13 protein-coding genes are annotated in these 18,151 nt (G+C 68.2%); 1 reads left to right on the top strand and 12 read right to left on the bottom strand.

All coding sequences use genetic code 11. From position 1 onward, the window contains the following. Nucleotides 1–95: 95 nt before the first annotated feature. From rpoB to FHU39_RS21130, 7 genes are all read right to left on the bottom strand, one after another. Complete coding sequence (gene rpoB, locus FHU39_RS21160; RefSeq protein ID WP_183322733.1) at nt 96–3,581, bottom strand: DNA-directed RNA polymerase subunit beta; 3,486 nt, start codon at nt 3,579–3,581, stop codon at nt 96–98. A 360-nt stretch (nt 3,582–3,941) separates the two neighbouring features. Next, nucleotides 3,942–4,949 carry an AraC family transcriptional regulator gene (locus tag FHU39_RS21155; protein ID WP_183322732.1) on the bottom strand — a complete coding sequence of 336 codons (1,008 nt, stop codon included), beginning with the start codon at nt 4,947–4,949 and terminating at the stop codon, nt 3,942–3,944. Further along, nucleotides 4,936–5,490: an anthrone oxygenase family protein gene (locus FHU39_RS21150; protein WP_183322731.1), complete on the bottom strand. Its 555-nt coding sequence runs from the start codon at nt 5,488–5,490 to the stop codon at nt 4,936–4,938. The genes FHU39_RS21155 and FHU39_RS21150 overlap by 14 nt, the downstream gene beginning before the upstream one ends. A 181-nt stretch (nt 5,491–5,671) precedes the next feature. Continuing rightward, nucleotides 5,672–6,403, bottom strand: a complete 732-nt coding sequence (locus FHU39_RS21145) for a S1 family peptidase (RefSeq protein ID WP_183322730.1) — start codon at nt 6,401–6,403, stop codon at nt 5,672–5,674. 186 nt (nt 6,404–6,589) lie between these two features. Then, nucleotides 6,590–7,738 carry an acyl-CoA dehydrogenase family protein gene (locus FHU39_RS21140; RefSeq protein ID WP_183322729.1) on the bottom strand — a complete coding sequence of 383 codons (1,149 nt, stop codon included), beginning with the start codon at nt 7,736–7,738 and terminating at the stop codon, nt 6,590–6,592. 5 nt (nt 7,739–7,743) lie between these two features. Then, complete coding sequence (locus FHU39_RS21135) at nt 7,744–8,925, bottom strand: acyl-CoA dehydrogenase family protein (RefSeq protein ID WP_183322728.1); 1,182 nt, start codon at nt 8,923–8,925, stop codon at nt 7,744–7,746. A 402-nt stretch (nt 8,926–9,327) separates the two neighbouring features. Further along, nucleotides 9,328–12,660: a DUF4132 domain-containing protein gene (locus FHU39_RS21130; RefSeq protein WP_183322727.1), complete on the bottom strand. Its 3,333-nt coding sequence runs from the start codon at nt 12,658–12,660 to the stop codon at nt 9,328–9,330. 83 nt (nt 12,661–12,743) lie between these two features. Between FHU39_RS21130 and FHU39_RS21125 the strand changes: the two genes are divergently transcribed. Continuing rightward, nucleotides 12,744–13,175, top strand: coding sequence for a cupin domain-containing protein (locus FHU39_RS21125; RefSeq protein ID WP_183322726.1), 432 nt, complete (start codon nt 12,744–12,746; stop codon nt 13,173–13,175). A gap of 277 nt (nt 13,176–13,452) precedes the next feature. Here the strand turns inward: FHU39_RS21125 and FHU39_RS21120 are convergent, their stop codons facing one another. The 5 genes from FHU39_RS21120 to rplJ all read right to left on the bottom strand — a co-directional run bounded on the left by FHU39_RS21120 (nt 13,453) and on the right by rplJ (nt 17,890). Then, the gene (locus FHU39_RS21120) at nt 13,453–14,544 is read right to left on the bottom strand and encodes a Fic family protein (RefSeq protein ID WP_183322725.1); all 1,092 of its coding nucleotides are present in this window, start codon (nt 14,542–14,544) and stop codon (nt 13,453–13,455) included. A gap of 301 nt (nt 14,545–14,845) precedes the next feature. After that, entirely contained in the window at nt 14,846–15,400 is a 555-nt protein-coding gene (locus tag FHU39_RS21115) for a GNAT family N-acetyltransferase (protein ID WP_183322724.1), read from the bottom strand. 123 nt (nt 15,401–15,523) lie between these two features. After that, the gene (locus FHU39_RS21110) at nt 15,524–16,324 is read right to left on the bottom strand and encodes a hypothetical protein (protein ID WP_183322723.1); all 801 of its coding nucleotides are present in this window, start codon (nt 16,322–16,324) and stop codon (nt 15,524–15,526) included. A 460-nt stretch (nt 16,325–16,784) separates the two neighbouring features. Continuing rightward, a complete protein-coding gene (gene rplL, locus FHU39_RS21105; protein ID WP_183322722.1) occupies nt 16,785–17,174 on the bottom strand; it encodes a 50S ribosomal protein L7/L12 in 390 nt (129 codons plus the stop codon). A 95-nt stretch (nt 17,175–17,269) separates the two neighbouring features. Then, a complete protein-coding gene (gene rplJ, locus FHU39_RS21100; protein ID WP_183322721.1) occupies nt 17,270–17,890 on the bottom strand; it encodes a 50S ribosomal protein L10 in 621 nt (206 codons plus the stop codon). Nucleotides 17,891–18,151 lie beyond the last annotated feature (261 nt).

Below are 18,151 nucleotides of genomic sequence, written 5' to 3'. Positions count from 1 at the left end.
CGTGTCTAACGAAAGTCTGAAAAGAGTTGTTATCTAAAGGATTTGGCGAGGTATGCCGAGGAGCTCCCCGGCATACCTCAACCGGTTGTCTGTTTTCAGACTTCCTCGACGCTGCTCGGCTCGCGCCGGCTCAGGTCGATGCCGAGCTCCTCCGCCGCGCGGAAGACCTCCTGGTCGGAGTCGCGCAGGTCGATCAGGCTGCCGTCGCTGGAGAGCACCTCGACGTTGAGGCACAGCGACTGCATCTCCTTGATCAGCACCTTGAACGACTCGGGGATGCCGGGCTCGGGGATGTTCTCGCCCTTGACGATCGCCTCGTAGACCTTCACGCGGCCGGTCACGTCGTCCGACTTGATCGTCAGCAGCTCCTGCAGGGCGTAGGCGGCGCCGTACGCCTCCAGTGCCCAGACCTCCATCTCACCGAAGCGCTGGCCACCGAACTGGGCCTTACCGCCGAGCGGCTGCTGGGTGATCATCGAGTAGGGGCCGGTGGAGCGTGCGTGGATCTTGTCGTCGACCAGGTGGTGGAGCTTCAGGATGTACATGTAACCCACCGACACCGGCTCCGGGAACGGCTCGCCGGAGCGGCCGTCGAAGAGCTGGGTCTTGCCGGTGTGGTCCACCAGCCGCACACCGTCGCGCGTCGGCAACGTCGCGTCGAGCAGACCGGTGATGACGTCCTCGGACGCACCGTCGAAAACCGGCGACGCGACGCGCGACCACGGCGGAGCCTCCTGGGCGTCCGGCGCGATCTGCTTGGCGAAGTCGGGGTTGCCGTCGATCTTCCAGCCGCGCGAGGCGGACCAGCCGAGGTGCAGCTCCAGGATCTGGCCGAGGTTCATCCGCCGCGGCACACCGTGCGGGTTGAGCACGACGTCGACCGGGGTGCCGTCCTCCAGGAACGGCATGTCCTCGACCGGCAGGATCTTGGAGATGACGCCCTTGTTGCCGTGCCGGCCGGCGAGCTTGTCGCCGTCGGTGATCTTGCGCTTGTTGGCGACGTAGACGCGCACCAGCTGGTTGACACCCGGCGGCAGCTCGTCACCCTCCTCGCGGTCGAAGACCTTGACGCCGATGACGGTGCCGGTCTCGCCGTGCGGGACCTTCATCGAGGTGTCGCGCACCTCGCGCGCCTTCTCACCGAAGATCGCGCGGAGCAGGCGCTCCTCCGGGGTCAGCTCGGTCTCACCCTTCGGGGTGACCTTGCCGACCAGCAGGTCGCCGTCACGGACCTCCGCACCGATCCGGATGATGCCGCGCTCGTCCAGGTCGGCGAGGACGTCCTCGCTGACGTTGGGGATGTCGCGGGTGATCTCCTCCGGACCCAGCTTGGTGTCGCGGGCGTCGATCTCGTGCTCCTCGATGTGGATCGAAGAGAGCGTGTCGTCCTGCACCAGACGCTGGGACAGGATGATGGCGTCCTCGAAGTTGTGACCCTCCCAGGACATGAACGCCACGAGGAGGTTCTTGCCGAGCGCCATCTCGCCACCGTCGGTCGCGGGACCGTCGGCGATGACCGCACCCGCCTCGACCCGGTCGCCACCGTTGACGACCACGCGGTGGTTGTAGCAGTTACCCGCGTTGGAGCGGATGAACTTGCTGATCCGGTAGGTCGTCTGGGTGCCGTCGTCGTTGAGGACGGTCACCAGGTCGGCGGAGACCTCGGTCACGACGCCGGCCTTCTCGGCGCGGACGACGTCACCGGAGTCGAGCGCGGCGCGCTGCTCCATACCGGTGCCGACCAGCGGAGCCTCGGACTGCACCAGCGGCACGGCCTGACGCTGCATGTTGGCGCCCATCAGCGCACGCGAGGTGTCGTCGTGCTCCAGGAACGGGATCAGCGCGGTCGCGGCCGACACCATCTGGCGCGCGGACACGTCCATGTAGTCGACCTCGTCGGCCGGCACGTCGCTCGCCTCACCACCGCGGGTGCGGACCAGGACGCGCTCCTCCGCGAAGTGGTTGTCGTCGGTCAGCGCCGCGTTGGCCTGCGCGATGACGAAGTTGTCCTCCTCGTCGGCGGACAGGTAGTGGATCTCGTCGGTGACCCGGCCGGCGCTGACCTTGCGGTACGGCGTCTCGATGAAACCGAAGGCGTTGATCCGGCCGTATGACGCCAGCGAGCCGATCAGACCGATGTTCGGACCCTCAGGGGTCTCGATCGGGCACATGCGGCCGTAGTGGCTCGGGTGGACGTCGCGGACCTCCATGCCGGCGCGGTCACGGGACAGACCACCCGGGCCGAGGGCGTTCAGCCGACGCTTGTGCGTCAGGCCCGACAGCGGGTTGTTCTGGTCCATGAACTGCGACAGCTGGCTGGTGCCGAAGAACTCCTTGATGGAGGCGACGACCGGCCGGATGTTGATCAGCGTTTGCGGCGTGATCGCCTCGACGTCCTGGGTCGTCATACGCTCACGCACGACGCGCTCCATCCGGGACAGACCCGTGCGGACCTGGTTCTGGATGAGCTCGCCGACGTTGCGGATGCGGCGGTTGCCGAAGTGGTCGATGTCGTCGACCTCGACGCGCAACTCGACGTCCTCGCCGTCGCGGCGGCCCGGCAGGGCCTCCTGGCCGGCGTGCAGCGCCACGAGGTACTTGATCGTGGCGACGATGTCGTCGACCGACAGCGTGCTGTCGTTGATGGAGGCCTCGAGACCGAGCTTCTTGTCGATCTTGTAGCGGCCGACCTTGGCCAGGTCGTAGCGCTTGCCGTTGAAGTAGAGGTTGTCCAGCAGGTTCTGGGCGGCCTCGCGGGTCGGCGGCTCGCCCGGGCGCAGCTTGCGGTAGATGTCCAGCAGCGCCTCGTCCTGGCTGGCGGTGTGGTCCTTCTCCAGCGTCTGCCGGATGGACTCGTAGTCGCCGAACTCCTCCAGGATCTGCGCCTCGGTCCAGCCGAGCGCCTTGAGCAGCACGGTCACCGACTGCTTGCGCTTGCGGTCGACACGCACGCCGACCTGGTCGCGCTTGTCGACCTCGAACTCCAGCCACGCACCGCGGCTCGGGATGATCTTGGCGGTGTAGACGTCCTTGTCCGAGGTCTTGTCGAGCGAACGCTCGAAGTAGACGCCCGGGCTGCGGACCAGCTGGGAGACGACGACACGCTCGGTGCCGTTGATGATGAAGGTGCCGCGGTCGGTCATGAGCGGGAAGTCGCCCATGAAGACGGTCTGGCTCTTGATCTCACCGGTGCCGGAGTTTATGAACTCGGCGGTGACGAACAACGGCGCGGCATAGGTCATGTCGCGTTCCTTGCACTCCTCGATGGAGTACTTGACTTCCTCGAACCGGTGGTCGCGGAAGGACAGGCTCATCGATCCGGAGAAGTCCTCGATCGGGGAGATCTCCTCGAAGATCTCCTCCAGGCCGGACCGGTCCGGGACGTCGACCTTGCCGGCGTCCTTGGCTTCGGCCACACGGGCCTGCCAACGCTCGTTGCCGAGCAGCCAGTCGAAGCTGTCGGTCTGCAGAGCAAGCAGATCAGGGACTTCCAGCGGTTCGCGGATCTTGGCGAACGACAGACGGCCGGAGGCCGTCTTTGCCGAGGAGAGGGATTGGGTCGCAGTGCGCGAGGCAGCCAAGGATGGATCCTTCCACAGGCATTTTCAAAGCGGGCGATTCGTGTCGCGCCGCCGCAACCTCGCGGTTCCCCCGTCGACCCCGTCACCGCCGCACGGCGTGACGACATGAGCTTGTTCTCGACGCATCCGACACGGAATCGGGCGCGCAGATTTCAGCACGGTCAAAGGTGGGTTGGCTGGATACGGGCAGCGCAAAGCAACACAATACCCGAAAAGAGGCCGCGTGTCTACACGCGGTAGTGGTCGGACCTCAGCTGCCCCCCAGCGACGAGATTCGACGCCACGAGAGTGCACCCTTCCGAGCCGCTGGTCAAGGGCTACCGGCAAGTATGGCGTGTCGCGTCTCCGACTCCCCTCGTCTCACGCGGGCGACGAGCGGTAGGCCTGCGGGCTGACGCCATACATCTTCTTGAAGGCGGCGCTCAGACTGAACGGGCTGCCGTAGCCGACCTCGCGGGCGACCGACGCCACGGTCCGATCGGATCCGCGCAGCAGGTCGGCCGCGAGGGACAGCCGCCACTGGGCCAGGTAGCCGATGGGCGGCATACCGACCACCTCCTGGAAGCGGCGGGCGAGCGCCGCCCGGGACACGCCCGCCGCCGCAGCCAGCGCCTCGACGGTCCAGCCGTGCGCCGGTTCGGCCCGGATCAGCCGGACCGCCTCGGCCACCGCCGGGTCCGCGAGCACGCGCAGCCCGCCGACCGCCGACGGCGTCTCGGCGGCCCAGGCGCGGACCACGGAGATCAGCACCACGTCGAGGATCCGGTCCAGCACCGCGTCCTGACCGAGTGCATCGCGCGCGGCCTCCTGGACCAGCACCGGCAGCAGCGGGCTGTCGGCGCCGCACACGAGGGCGAAGTCCGGGAGCGCTCCCGCCAGCACCGTGCCGAGCTGGGCCCGGTCGGCGTAACTGGCCACCAGCATGGTGTCCCGACCCGCCGGATCGTTGCCCCACGCCCGCACCCCGGCGCCCAGCTCGTCCGACAGATCACGACCATCGGTGCCGGAGCAGGTCTGCCCGGGACCGATGCGGATGTCCGGGGCGGTCGTCGGCTCGTCGCTCATGATGTAGCGGGCCAGCCCCCGCACGAGCAGCACGTCGCCGGCGACCAGGCGTTGCGGGGGTTCGCTCGTGCGGCGCAGCCACGTGCCGCCGGTCAGCATCGCGACCATGGTCAGCGGGGCGTCCTCGGCGATCTCCAGCGCCCACGGCGGCTGCATCACCACGCGCAGCACGAACGCGCCGCGGGCGCGAGGTCCGTCGATCAGGTCCGGCTGGTCGGTCACGCCTGCCGAGCCCAATCGCCGGCCGTGACGGACCGCGAGGTCCGTCAGCTCGGCGAGCGCCGCGCGCTCAACGCAGGACATCGGCGCTGACCCGGTGCGGATCTGTGACGGGAGCCGCCGACCCGCTCGCCCGGCCCTGCGCGGCCGCGACCGAGCCGCCGACCAGCAGCAGGGTGGCCACGCCGGACAGGACCGCGCGCACGGTGTTCGCCGCGGTCCAGCCGCTCAGGTAGTCCCGCCAGACCCCGATACTGCTCGCGGCATGCGGGTCGAGACGGGCGAGCCGGTCGTTGAGCGGGACGTTGTAGACCATCGTCAGCAGGAAGCCGAGCAGGTATGCCGCACCACCCGCGGCGAGCAGCACCCCGGCCGTCGACCGGTCGCCGCGGGCGAAGCGATAGATCAGGTAGCCCCCGGCGAGCGCGGCACCGAAGAAGCAGAACATGAAAGGGCCCTGCTCAGCGGTCCGGTTGAAGGACTGCATGCGCGCGATACCGGCGGCATTCGCCATCCGGCCGAGGGACGGCATCACCCGGGCCGAGAAGTTGAGGTAGACCACGGCGGTCGCGCCCGCGGTCAGCGCGCCGAAGACGCTTGCCGCCATGGCGAGTCGTGAGTTCACGGGATTCCTCCTGGGTGCGGCACGCCCGGTGCGTGCGTTCACCGAGCAGTCCATCGCCGATCGCCGCCGGTAACCATCGGTGAGACGCTCGCCGGCATACGTGAGGCTCTCGTACGACGAGCGCCGTCACACCCGGGGAGGACGGCGGGTGCGACGGCGCTCGTGGACCGGGGTTCCCTCGTCAGACCCCGGTGACCGAGCGGATCCAGGACCGGCTGGCGGTCAGATTCGCGTAGTTGGAGCCGGCGTGGATGTCGCTGCCGGGATCGGCGACGTCGCCGGTCGAGCAGACGCCGACGATGACCCCGCCGACGAACAGCGGACCACCGGAGTCGCCGTGGTTGGAGGCACCGTTGCTGCCCTTGACGTGGATCGCGCTGCCGCCATAGGCGTCGGTGCTGGAGCCGACCACGTTGACGGTCGCCTTGTTGAGGTGGGTGGGCTGTGCACCACCCGCGGTGAGGCCGTAGCCCCAGATGGTTCCCGAGTCACCGGAGCGCGCGCTGTAGGAGGACGCGAGCGGCGCGTAGCTGCTCAGCGACTTGCTGGACGACAGGTGCACCAGCGCGACATCGCCGTACGACGAACCGCCCACCTGGTCCGCGGCGATGGGGGTGCCCGGGCTGGTCACCGAGTTGCTGAAGTAGACGTCCATCCACTGTGTGCCGTCGATGCAGTGCTGCGCGGTGAGGATCCACTGTGGTGCGATCGCCTCCCCGGTGCAGCCGTAGGTGCCGTCGCTCTGGCCGAAGACCAGTTGCACGATGTATGGCGAGCTGCCGCTCGATCCGCCGATGATGTGCGGGCTGACGGTGTCGCCGGTGACCGTGGTCGCGGAGGCCGAGGCGGTGCCGGTGGCGACGAGTGCCGCGGTGGCGACGGTCGCGAAAGCCAGTCGATAGAGACTGCGCATGTGATCTGCCTTCTTCTCGATGTGACGGGAAATGGACACCGCAGGCGCGAAAACGCCTGCGGTGTAGCCACTTTCACTATTCGAGAAGTCCGGCGCAATGCCTGCGGGTAATTCTTGCCAAAGCTGGACGGGCGCTTGACCAAGTTCTTACGGGATGCAGAGACGCCGCTTGTGTCGAGCTGACGGTCAGGTCAGTAGGTCCACCTGCTCGTGGTCGTCCAGTGCCCCCGCCAGCCGGGCCAGGTGCCACCGGGTGTCGCCGAAGGTGTGCTCGATCGCGGTCAGCCGGGCCGTGTGGTGCCCCACCGCGTACTCCGCGGTCATCCCGATGCCGCCGTGCAACTGGATCGCCTCCTGGCCGACGTGGCGGCCCGACTGTCCGATCACGACCTTCGCCCGGGAGGTGGCCGTGGCGTCATACGGGTCGGCGGCCAGCGCCATACCCTCGTAGAGCACCGTGCTTCGGGCGAGTTCCAGCGAGACGTACATGTCGGCCGCGCGCTGGGTGAGCGTCTGGAACGCCGCGAGCGGCACCCCGAACTGCTTGCGGGTCTTGAGGTATTCGACGGTCATCGGCAGCGCCGCGTCCATCGCGCCGAGCGCCTCCGCGGTCACCGCGAGGATGCCGAGGTTGACGCCGGCCCGGATGGCACGTGCCGCGTCGTCGACGCTGCCCAGGGCGACCGCGGGGGTGTTGTCGAGACGGACCCGCATGCCGGACACCGTCGCGCCGTCGACGAGGAAGAGGCCGGTCCGGTCCCCCACCCGCGCGGTGACGACGAGCTTGTCGGCGGCGTCGGCGTAGGGCACCGGCTCCTTGGTGCCGGTCAGCGTCACGTCACCCTGCACCCCACGAAGTTTCTCCTCCGCTTCGCTCCCCCGAATACTTCGCGGGGACCCCGCTCCGGCGCCGGACGCCGTGACGTCATACGCCTCCAGCGACCAGGCGCGACCCGGCTCGGCGAACGCCGGGACGACCAGCGAAGTGCCGTCGAGCAGGTCGGGCAGCAGCTTCGCGCGCTGCTCGTCGCTGCCGCCGAAGGCGATCAGGCCGGCCGCGGTGAGTGCCTCCGCGTATGCCGTGGCCACCCGCGCCCTGCCCAGTTCGGTGGCGGCGATGGCGACCTCGACGGTGGACGCGCCCGCGCCCCCGACGTCCTCGCCGAACGGCAGCGCGAGCAGCCCCATCTCGGCGATCGCCGACCACGCCTTGGGGTCGTGCGCCGCGGGTCCGACCGGGACGTCGCCGTGCGCCTCCGCGGGCGCGTTGCGGGCCGCGAGCTCCCGGACCGCGTCCTGCAGGGCCTTCTGTTCGTCGTCGAATGTGAAATCCATGGTGGTCAGCCCTTCAGTCCGAGGATGCCCGAGGCGATGATGCTGCGCTGGACCTCGTTGGACCCGCCGTAGATCGACGCCTTGCGGAAGTTGAGGTAGGTGGGTGTCGCGACGGCGGCCCAGCTCTGCAGGTCGGTGTCGTCCGGCTGCTGCCACTCCAGCGAGGCCGGGCCGGCGATGTCGATGGTGAACTCGAAGACGTCCTGCTGCAGTTGCGAACCCCTGAGTTTCAGGATCGACGATGCCGGGTCGGGCTTCTCGCCGCGCGAGTTGGCGGCGACCCGCAGGACGGTGAGCTCGAGCGCGGCCAGCTGGGTCTCGAGTTCGGCGAAGCGGGCCGCGACCAGCGGCTCCTGCAACAGGGTGCCCTCACCGGACCTGGCCGCGGCGGCATACCCCTTGGCACTGGCGAGGGCCCGCTTGATGGTGCCGACCGGAGCCACGCCCACCCGCTCGTTGCCGAGGAGGAACTTGGCGATCGTCCAGCCCTTGCCGCGCTCCCCCACCAGTTGGTCGGCGGGCACTCGCACGTTGTCGAAGAAGACCTCGTTGACCTCGTGGCCGCCGTCGATCAGTTGGATCGGGCGGACAGTGATGCCCGGCGTCTTCATGTCGATCAGCAGGAACGAGATGCCCATCTGCTTCTTCGGAGCATCCGGCTCGGTGCGCACGAGCGCGAAGATCCAGTCGGCATGCTGGCCGAGCGTGGTCCAGGTCTTCTGCCCGTTGACGACCCATTCGTCGCCGTCGAGCACCGCCTCGGTGCGCAGGCTCGCGAGGTCGGAGCCGGCGTTGGGCTCCGAGAAGCCCTGACACCACCAGATGTCCAGGTTCGCGGTGGCCGGCAGGAAGCGCTCTTTCTGCTCCTGGCTGCCGAAGGTCGCGATGACCGGCCCGACCATGCTGGCGTTGAACGCGAGCGGCGGCGGCACGCTGGCAGCCTGCATCTCCTGCAGGTAGAGGTGCCGTTGCAGCTGGGTCCAGTCCTTGCCGCCCCACTCCACCGGCCAGTGCGGGACGGCGAGACCGGCGGCGTTGAGCAGGCGTTGCGACTCGCGTATGTCGTCGGCGCTCACCTCTCCGCCGGACGCCCAGCGCTCGCGGAGGTCGGCAGGGATCTCGGTCGTGAAGAAGTCACGCATCTGCTGCTGGAAGGCAGCGTCCTCGTCGGACAGTTGCAGGCGCATCGTCGGGCAACCCTTCGGTGGTCGTGAGTGTGCTACTTAACAGTAGCTGACTCACTAAGCGCTTGCTTAGTAATCGCCGGAGAACTTCCGGGCGTGCCGGGTCGGCGGGCGGGGGTCGGGCGGGGGTCGGGCGCGGCGCGCGGCCGTGCACAGGTCCCCCCGGTGGGGAGTCGCGTACGGCCTTAGGCGGCATATCCGGTCATAGGTCCCCCCGGTGGAGACCTACGCGCACCGGCACCGGCATACCCGCTCATACCTCGACACTGGGGAGACTCCGGCACGCCGCCGACCCCGAAACCCGGTCATAGCTCCCCCCGGTGCAGACCTACGCACGCCGGGACCGGCATACCCGCTCATACCTCGACACTGGGGAGACTCCGGCACGCCCTGACGGCGTCGCCCTCAGGACCGACGGATCCGGTCCCGCCAGTCGGCGACCGGGACGTTCTTCCGGCCGGCGATGTCGGCGGCGTCGTGATACGCCTCCGTCACCAGTACCGGCGGCACCTTCTCCAGACGCAGGAAACGAGCCGGGCGGCCGGGCCGAGAACGCTCGAAACGTATGTCGGTCAAGGCGATCCGCAGGTCATCCTCCGGCAGCACATTGCCGGAAAAGTAGATCGCGACGGTGACGGCGGTGCTGACGAAGGTCTTCTCGTAACGGACGAACCAGCCGCCCTCGAGGGTGGGGCCCCGCTGATAGCCGAGCTTCTTCGCTCGATTGCGCAGGGTGAATCCGGTCAGCAGGCAGCCGGTGAAATCGGCGATCTCGGTGCTGCGCCGCTGCCCGTCCGGGACCACGTACGCCGCGCGGCCGAACTGCGACAGCACCGGCGCCGCATCGCGAGCGCCCAGCCAGGCCGTCCATCCCTCGACCTCGGCGGCCGGGAGGCGGGATCCGTGCGCGAGGCCGACGACCGTATCGGGCGGCAGCTCGGTGACCGAGCCGGTCACCGCGAGCGGACGGCCGTCCGGGCCGACGGTGAACACGACGGGCTGCGCCCCGTCGGACGGCGCGGCGCGCCATACGAGCCCGGACACCAGGGGTGCGATGACGGGGTGCGAGGTGAAGCGCCGCCAGTCCGGCACCGACCAGAGCCGTTCGGAGACCATCGCCTCGTAGAGCCGTGCGGTCTGTTCGCGCTGCACAGACTTCAGCTTCCTGCCGGTCACGTCCTCCGGAATGGTCCGGTCGGCGAACTCGTCGGGCGTCCAGCCGTGACGCTCCGCCATACCCTCGATGAGCGCTGCAGCCTCCTTGCGGATCGAGGGTGTCCGGAACTTGCGACCGACCGCGAGCAACAGGTTGACCGCGCTCGGGTCGTCCACCCAGGCGAGCATGGTCAGCAGCGCCTTGCACTGCGCCGCACGCATGCCGTACCACTCGTTGAGGTAGGACTGCACCAGCGGGGTGACACCGCCACCGGCGCAGGCTGCGGCCACCGCGAGCGCGCCCTTGGCTGCGATCAGCGAACCGATGCGCGGGTCCAGGATGGGCTCGTTCTCCCGCTCGAGACGCCGCACCTCGGCCAGATCGGCGTCGATCCACGACCGGGCCACGAAGTCGCCGAGCCGCTCCCGGTCCGCCGGGTCGTAGAGCGCGCAATACCGCCGCAGCAGCACGTCCGGCTGGGGATCCTTGGACCGCACCGACTGCACCAGGTGCGCGCGGATGACCTCCGGCGGCACCGGCGCGCCGGAGTCGGCCCAGCGCACGACCGGCAGCTCGGGCCACGGGAACCAGGCGAGCGTGTCGGGCAGCGGTTCGGCGGCTGACTCCCGCGCCTTGCCCACCAGCGCGTCCCGGTCCACGTACTCGCTCACCGACCGTCCGAGCGCCTCGAGCGCGTCGAGCTGGGCCGCTCGGACGGTGTCGCTGCGTTCCGCCCGGACGGCGCGCTCCAGGGCAGGGACAGCGGCGGACAGGTGCCGTTCTGCGGCCCATCGCGCGCCGGCGGTGCGCACCGTGGCACGGCCGTGGCCGATGGCGTTGCCGACGGCCGCCACCGCATGCGGACCGTCACCCAGGGCTGCCCGGGCGGCACGCTGGATCTGCTGCGGCCCGGTGACGGCCGCCGTGCCGAGCTGCCGGACAACACGTTCCGGCGGGTCGTCCAGGGCGCCGAGCAGTTCGGTCGCCGCTGCCCGCTGCTCGACCTCCGTGTCGCCGAGCGCGGACCGGTCGTGCGTCTCCTCGGTGAGCGACAGGATGGTCGGCAGGTGCCGAGCGACGAATCCCGCGAGGTCGGCCCGATCCCACGGCGCGCCCAGGGTCTGGAAGCAGACGGCTTCGACCACGGCCGCCCGCGGGACCCCGAGGTCGGTGAGCGCCCGGGCGACGTCGTCGAAGGACGGCGGCTCCGGACGCGCGTCGTGCAGGGCGTGTATGCCGAGCACCGTGTATTCGGACAGCGAGCCCTCGATGCGCAGCAGCCCGAACCACTGCAGCGCGCGAAGCAGGGCGGGCAACTGCACGCCGTCGCTCTGCGCGAACCGCTCGAAGCTGGTCGTCGAGGCGAGCCACCTCCACTTGACCCGGCTCCGATCCGCTCCCGTCCCCGTGCCCAGCACGGCGGCGGTCAGGTCCAGCAGACCGTCGTTGCCCAGGACACCGGGGTCGTCGGGGCCGGGAGCTCGGCCGCGGGGCGCGGTGAGACTCATCTCGGCGGCCGCCAGGTCGAGGTCGTCGCGCAACTGACGCAACGCGAGGTTCAACTCCGGCGACTGGCTCACCTGCCAGTCGACCGATGTCGTCGGCGCCGATGGCAGCTGCACCGGCGCGGTCTCGATCGGCAGGTCGTCCGCGACCTGGCGGACGCTCGCGGCCCGGTCGGAGCGGGCAGCCAGAAGAACACGCTCGCGCGCGTCCGGGTCACTCGCGCGTTCGTACAGGCGACGGAGGGCGTGGGCGCGTTCGTTCGGCCGGCCGTCGGCCGCGAGCCGCCAGAACGCGTCGTCGACCTCGGTCGCCGGCGCCTCGGCCAGCAGTTTCTGCGCCGCCGCACGGACTTCCGACGACCCGGAGACGGCATACTCGGCGAGCACCTGGAGGTACTGCCGCAACACGGCGAGTGGCTGCCTCTCCAGCAGGCCCAGGACGGCGAGGCGGCCCCGCCCGGCGGCGTTCCGCATCGACTCGACCACCGTGTCGTGGTGGCGGGTCAGGGCGTCGGCGTAGCCGGGCATCGCGGTGAGCAGGTCCCGCACACCGTAGAGCTCGTCCTCGGTCGACGCGGCGAACGCCCGGCCGAGGACGGCAACCGGTGGGTGGCCGGCGAATTCCAGCAGTCGCTCCAGCTGCGGGTGACCGAACGACGGCCCGTCGGTGACCGCGTTCGCGTAACCGTGGAGCAGGGCAGAAAGCGGCAACGGGTCGTCCGTCGTCTGCGGGTGCAGTGCGGCCAGCACCCGGTACCACCGCAGCTGTATGGCGGGAGTCGACGCTCCCAGCTCCTGGTAGAAGCCGCGCTGGGCACGCCGGTCCGCTTCGACACTTCCCGTCCCGTAGCCGCCGATACGGGCATGCAGCAGCCGATCCTGTCGCCGCTGCTCCTCGCTCTCGAACGAACCCGTGCGAGGTGGTTCCAGCAGCATCAGCACCGCGTCGGAGCCGCTGTGCAGTACGAAATCGATCAGCGCGGCCGGCAGCCACGGGTGCACCTCGGCCAGCGGTTCGACGAGCGCGCCGAGCGCGGCACGCAGTCCACCCGGGCCGGTCGATGGGTCCATGGTCATCTTCGTCCTCCCTGACGACACCGTAATTGCCTCTACGATCACCGGTGAATGTTCCTGACCGTCCATCGAATCCGTGAGGGCAGATGTCGACATACCAGTCGGACCCCATTCCGACGGACCCGAAAGACCTGGGGTTGCAACCGCATCCGGAGGGCGGGTGGTTCCGCGAGACGTGGCGCCACCCACAGACGGTCGAAACGCAATATGGGACACGGTCGTTGGCGACGTCGGTGCTGTTCCTGCTGCGTCCCGGGGAGACGTCGGCCTGGCACCGGGTGCGGTCCCCGGAGCTGTGGATCTGGCAGGGCGGCGGCCCCGCGCGGGTGACGCTCGGCGGCACGGGCACCGGCCCCACGGAGACCGAAACGGTGACGCTCGGCCCCGGTGGCCAGCACCTCGTCGCGGCCGGCGAGTGGCAGAGCGCCGTGCCGGCCGACCCCGACCGCGCCACCCTCGTCGCCTGCATCGTCTCCCCCGGCTTCGACTTCGCCGACTTCAGCCTGGCCGAGTCATGAGTCCGGCGTCGGAGCGGCAGGCGCAGCTGCGCGGTACCGCACCACGTAACCGTTGGCGACGCGTGCGATCAGGGTAGATGGTGGTGTTCACCCCGGGTGCGACAGCATCACTCCCGATCAGCCGATCGGTGACGGTCACGCTCCGCGTGACGGTCCTTGATCGATGATCGATGATCGGTGATCGTGCACGGGACCGGGTTTTGCGACGTCGGCGGTGATCGTCGACAGGTCCTGGGCTGCGAATGTCGTGTCAGCGTGATCCAGGTAGTTCTGGGAACTACTCGGCGCGGATCAGCACCTCGAGGAACTCGTGATTGACGAACAGCACCTCCTTGCCGTGCTTCACTTCGCGCAGCAGCCCCGCACCAGCGAGAGCGTGCAGCCAGTTTGCCGCCGTCGGCCGGGAGACCCCACAACGTTCCACCACCACGTTGATGCGGCAGTAGGGCTGCTCGAAGAGCAGCTCCAGCAGCGCCGCATTCTGGCCGCCTTTGGTCACCGTTCGAGCGCGACCGGCAATGTCGCGCTGGCACGCCCGGATCGCATCGATCTTGCGGACGGTGGAGTTCGCTGAGCGCGTGACGGCATCGAGCATGTAAAGGATCCAGTCGATCCACGCGTGCTCAGCAGTCACGCCCCGCAGCAGCCGGTAGTAATCGTTCTTGCGCTCGATGATGGCCCGGGACAGGTAGAGAATCGGCTCATCGAGCAGGCCGGCTTCGATCAGCATCAAGATGTTTATTACGCGCCCGGTCCGGCCATTGCCGTCATGGAACGGGTGGACAGCCTCGAACTGGTAGTGCGCTAATGCCATGCGTACCAAGGGGTCGAGGTCGTCGGTTGCGTGTACGAACCGTTCCCAGTCGCCCAGCTTGTCCAAGATCACAGCGGCACCTTCCGGCGGTGCGTAGACCACCTCCTGGGTAGCCGGGTTGGCGATCCGGGTTCCCGGTACGGATCGCACGGCCATCTCCCGGGCGTGCAGGACCGAGCAGATACGCGCGGCCGTCGAGCTCATCAGCGGACGCTTCTTGATCTCGCTAACTCCAGCGAACAGAGCCGCCCGGTAGCGCAAAGCCTCCTTGGTGGCAGCATCCGCGGGCTCGCCGGCATTGGCCTCGGCGTATTTGAAGAGTTCGTCTGCGGTGGTGACGATGTTCTCGATCTCGGAGCTCGCCTGCGCCTCGAGTAGGAGTACGGCGTGGATCAGGATGGTCGGGTTCGGTAACTGCCGCCCCTCCTCGGCAAGGGTCGCCAGAGCCACGCGTGCTTCGACCGTTGCCTTCAGGACAGGCTTAGGCTCCAGATCCAGACCAGGCGGCGGCAACGGCGGTAGCTCGTTGTACGGGACCTGCGGGCTCCACGACATGGTTCAACTTTCTTGACAGGTTCTCCATACGTATAAAAATATCGTCCAAAACTTATCACGTTGGGCCGTCGTAGCAGGTTCCTTTCTGCAGCGGTGCCTCCGGTGGGTGAAACCGCACAACCTGAGCGTCCATAACCCATCAGTCTTGGCGTTCGACCAGCTCGAAGGTCAACGCAGCTCCGGAAGCAGGCCGCGGCTCTGTCGGACGCGACACGCCAGCAGTCCTGTCCGGTTGAGGATCGTCACCCGGAGCGTGACGACCGCCGATGGACGCAGTGCGGCCCGCCGTCATGAGCTACGGCTATTCCAGTTCGGCGATTGGGCGTTCGTGATCGGGGAGGCGCTTCCACCTCTCAGTCTCGAACAGGTGGATCATCGGGTAGTCATTCGAAGGCGTATCGCAGTACGCCCGCCAGATGCCGTGGTTGACAAGCGCCTGCGTGGCGTGGCGCAGTAGGAGTCGTCCGATGCCCTGACTGCGATATGCGGGCGCGACCCCCATGTGGTAGATCGTTGCTTCGTCGAGACCGTCGCGGGCGCAACCGTCGTAGATGACAGGCAGTACGAAACCTGCCATCGACCGCCGCACCATCAGGACGTGCCAACAGCTCGGTAGGTAGCTGAACCCCGGAGCCAGGGCAACGAGCCGACGGGCGGCTTCGTCGGCTCCGAGTTGGTCGACCGCTCGGCGATCCTCCGGCCCTGGCGAGTTCGCCAGCACTTCGCCGACCAGCCCGACCGGCGCCGCCAACGTTGTCCCGTCACGCCACGACCAACCCGCGGGTAAGGCATCGTCCGGTGGGGGCGTGGTCGCTGTCCACTCAAACGGGACCTTCCAATACGTCTGCTGCGGCATCGTCAGACGGTAGCCCCAGGCGGCGAAGATTGTGAGGCGGTCATTGAGTCATTGATCGCGCCCATCGTGTCGGTGCAACTCGGAGCGGCGGGCACTTCCCTTCGACGGGTCCGCGATGGCCGGCTAGCTGACCTCTACGGTCCGGATCATGATCCGCGTCGACGACTCCTGCTCACACCAGGCAACAGTGCTGCCACCGGCGGCGACACGGCAGGGAACGAACACGGGATCCGTCGTCACCGTGAGCAGGTCATGAGCGTTGGCTGCGTTGACCACCTCGAGATCGCCGTCTCTGTCCGCGAACGCGACGAAGTTCTTGCCAGGGACCGCCATCGTTGCCGCAGGCTCAACCAGAGACGTCGACCGTCCGGAAACTCCGGTCTCCCAGTTGACGCTCTCCGCATCATTCACCGACGGTGCCAGCCAGACCAGGAGGTCAGACCCATTGGCGGTCCGTGGAATGGTCGCGTCCGGACCACCCTGAATCTGCCGAACCTGCCCGGACGACAGGCTGACGTCCATCAGCTTCGTGCTCGGGCTGCTGGGCTCGATCAGCCTCGTGAACACGACGAACCCTTTGGCAGGGGTGGTGAACGAGTACCAACCGGTGCCGATCTTGTGCTTCTTGCCGGTCTTCGGTGTGAAGGTCCACACCGTCGCAGTGGTCCCCTTCCTGTTCGCTGCGCGATACCACACCACGTAACCGTTGGCGGCGCGTGGGATCGGAGTGGGCGACGACCACGAGTCCGAATGGTCCAGCTCGATGACCTTGCCGGTCAGCAGATCCATCCCCTTGAATGTCCACGCCGGAGTCGTCGCGTCGGTCGGCTCAAAACTCTGATCGGTCCAGAACACCCAGTTACCGGTGCCCTCGACCCAATCCGTCTGCCCGTCGGCCCATGCAGTCGTGGCGATCCGGCGCACGGCGCCGGTTCGCCGGTTGATCACCGAGACCGTGGTGGGGTTGGCTCCACCGCTTGGCCCGGACGCGTACGCGATCCAATCACCGAAGACAGCCACGTGGCCCACGACCCCAGCAGTGACCTCGTACGACTTCCGTGCCACCACGCGCAGATCAGCGGGAGCGGCCCGAGCGGTCTGGCCCACCGATGAAGCATGCCCGCTACCGGTAGACCGTGAGCGGCTGGCCTCTGCGGGTGACGACACATGTCGTGCCGTCACCGGTTTGCCCGATGACGAACACCCCACGATCAGGAGGAGGCATGCCGCACCACTCAGTGCAGCCCGGGAGCACCTCATCCGCATCACGTCGCGTGAGCATACTCATCGTCTCCAGCTCTGCGTCGAGACCGCGCCACCCACACGAAAGCGGCCCGATCCCAGGTGGGATCGGGCCGCCTCAGTGAAGCTGTGAAGCGTCAGCTCACTTGAGCTCGACGGACGCGCCGGCGCCCTCGAGCTGCTCCTTGGCCTTCTCGGCCGCGTCCTTGTCGACGTTCTCCAGAACCGGCTTCGGAGCGCCGTCCACCAGGTCCTTGGCCTCCTTCAGGCCGAGGGAGGTCAGCGCGCGGACCTCCTTGATGACCTGGATCTTCTTGTCACCGGCGGCGGTGAGGATGACGTCGAACTCGGTCTTCTCCTCGGCGGCCTCGGCGGCCGCACCACCGGCGGCGCCACCAGCAGCGGCGACGGCGACCGGAGCCGCAGCGGTGACGTTGAAGGTGTCCTCGAACTCCTTGACGAACTCGCTGAGCTCGATCAGGGTCATCTCCTTGAACTGGTCAAGGAGCTCTTCGGTGCTGAGCTTTGCCATGGTTGGCAACCTTTCGTTCGTTTCTACGACCACGCAGGTCGTATGCCGTGAGTGGCTTTGTCCTTGTTAAAGATTCGAGCCGTATGCCGGAGCACTCAGCTCTCGTCGCCACCCTCGGCGACGTCGGTCGCAGCCTCGGCCGGGGCCGAGGGCGCGGTCTCTTCGGCGGCAGCGGCCGGGGCGTCGGTGGCAACCGGGCCCTCGGTCTCGACCTTGGCACGCAGTGCGTCGACGACCCGAGCGGTCTGCGACAGCGGCGCGGCGAAGAGGTAGACCGCCTGGCTGAGCGACGCGTTCATGGCGCCGGCCAGCTTGGCGAGCAGGGTCTCGCGAGACTCGAGGCTCGCAAGCTTGGTGATCTCTTCCGATGACAGGGCCTTGCCGTCCATGACGCCGCCCTTGATCACCAGCAGAGGGTTCGCCTTGGCGAAGTCACGCAGCCCCTTGGCAGCCTCCACCGGGTCACCGGTGATGAAGGCGATCGCGGACGGACCCTGTAGGTCGCCCTCGAATGCCGTCACACCGGCCGCCTCGGCGGCGCGCTTGGTGAGCGTGTTCTTCACCACGGTGTAGGTCGCGTGCTCACGGATGGAGTTGCGCAGCTCGGTGAGCTGTGCCACGGACAGACCGCGGTACTCCGTCAGCACGGCCGCACCCGAGTCACGGAACTTGTCCGTGAGCTCGGCGATGGCAGCCGACTTGTCGGACCTGGCCATGCGGACCTCCTTGATCGGTGAATGTTCGTCCCGATGGATCGCCGCGGCCCGACATACGAAAAAGAGCCCCGGCACAAGTGTCCGGGGCTCACATGAGTCACGCGTCATAACAGGTATGACGTGGTCGTGCTGCCTGGCTCACCTGCGCTGGTCGCCCGCTCGTCGCGGAACCTTCGGTCATGTGCCGGGGCACATGAACAACCGGCGGTCTTCGGTGCCTCAAGGGTACGTTCCGAAGCGACCGGCAGGCAAATCGGCGCC

Source organism: Flexivirga oryzae (assembly GCF_014190805.1).
Taxonomy (GTDB): domain Bacteria; phylum Actinomycetota; class Actinomycetes; order Actinomycetales; family Dermatophilaceae; genus Flexivirga; species Flexivirga oryzae.
This window is presented reverse-complemented; position numbering and strand designations above follow the sequence as displayed.

Bases quoted from the DNA above. Each gene is read 5' to 3' on its own strand.
- FHU39_RS21120 (WP_183322725.1), bottom strand. From the start codon at position 14,544: ATGTCGTGGAGCCCGCAGGTCCCGTACAACGAGCTACCGCCGTTGCCG.
- FHU39_RS21140 (WP_183322729.1), bottom strand. From the start codon at position 7,738: ATGGATTTCACATTCGACGACGAACAGAAGGCCCTGCAGGACGCGGTC.
- FHU39_RS21145 (WP_183322730.1), bottom strand. From the start codon at position 6,403: ATGCGCAGTCTCTATCGACTGGCTTTCGCGACCGTCGCCACCGCGGCA.
- FHU39_RS21125 (WP_183322726.1), top strand. From the start codon at position 12,744: ATGTCGACATACCAGTCGGACCCCATTCCGACGGACCCGAAAGACCTG.
- FHU39_RS21130 (WP_183322727.1), bottom strand. From the start codon at position 12,660: ATGACCATGGACCCATCGACCGGCCCGGGTGGACTGCGTGCCGCGCTC.
- FHU39_RS21135 (WP_183322728.1), bottom strand. From the start codon at position 8,925: ATGCGCCTGCAACTGTCCGACGAGGACGCTGCCTTCCAGCAGCAGATG.
- rplJ (WP_183322721.1), bottom strand. From the start codon at position 17,890: ATGGCCAGGTCCGACAAGTCGGCTGCCATCGCCGAGCTCACGGACAAG.
- rplL (WP_183322722.1), bottom strand. From the start codon at position 17,174: ATGGCAAAGCTCAGCACCGAAGAGCTCCTTGACCAGTTCAAGGAGATG.
- FHU39_RS21115 (WP_183322724.1), bottom strand. From the start codon at position 15,400: ATGCCGCAGCAGACGTATTGGAAGGTCCCGTTTGAGTGGACAGCGACC.
- FHU39_RS21155 (WP_183322732.1), bottom strand. From the start codon at position 4,949: ATGTCCTGCGTTGAGCGCGCGGCGCTCGCCGAGCTGACGGACCTCGCG.